Source organism: Flavobacterium erigeronis, assembly GCF_054075165.1.
In genome coordinates, this window is record NZ_JBSKGP010000025.1 from 1 (window position 1) to 881 (window position 881).

Sequence of the window (881 nt, forward strand, 5' to 3'; positions counted from 1 at the left end):
AAACAACGGAGTGACGACAGAAGACGATTATGCTACCGCAGCCGTAACGCCAGTTCCGCTTTCATCCGATTTATCATTGACTAAAAAAGTAGACAATCCAACTCCGTTTGTAGGTTCTCAGGTAACTTTCGAAATCGTCATCACCAATAACGGGCCACAAGACAATACAAATGTTGAATTAACCGATTTACTGCCTTCAGGATATACCTACAACAGTTTTACGATTTCAACAGGAACTTACGACCCTTTAACGGGAGTTTGGTCGTTGGCCAATATTGTTAATCAAAAATCTGAAACTTTACAGCTTACAGCAACTGTAAATGCGACAGGAGATTATTTGAATATTGCCGAAATAACAGCCGCTGATCTTACTGACCCGAATTCTACTCCAAATAATGGAGTTGCCACAGAAGATGATTATGCCACTGCTATAACAACGCCTACACTACAATATGCCGATTTATCTTTAACCAAAACCGTTAATAATGCAACACCTATTGTAGGTTCTGTAGTTACTTTTGAAGTTGTGGTAACTAATAATGGCCCGCAAGATACAGCTGGAGTAACCGTAACAGATTTACTTCCTTCTGGTTACACCTACTCCAACTTTACGATTTCAACTGGAACATACAATCCGACCACAGGAGTTTGGGCTGTAGGGAATTTAGAAAATGGAAAATCAGAAACACTGCAAATTCTAGCAACAGTAAACGCAACTGGAGATTATCTGAATGTGGCAGAAGTGACCGCGAGTGATCTTCCTGACCCGAATTCTACTCCAAATAACGGAATTACAACAGAAAATGATTACGCGTCGGTTTCAACCACTCCAACAGCACAATCTTCAGATCTTTCTTTAACTAAAACAGTAAACAATGCAA

At 40.0% G+C, this 881-nt stretch carries 1 protein-coding gene; it reads left to right on the top strand.

Annotation, left to right across the window (positions count from 1 at the left end):
* Nucleotides 1-881: DUF11 domain-containing protein (locus tag ACWA1F_RS23920; RefSeq protein ID WP_456897539.1), on the top strand; the 881-nt coding region annotated here is incomplete at both ends.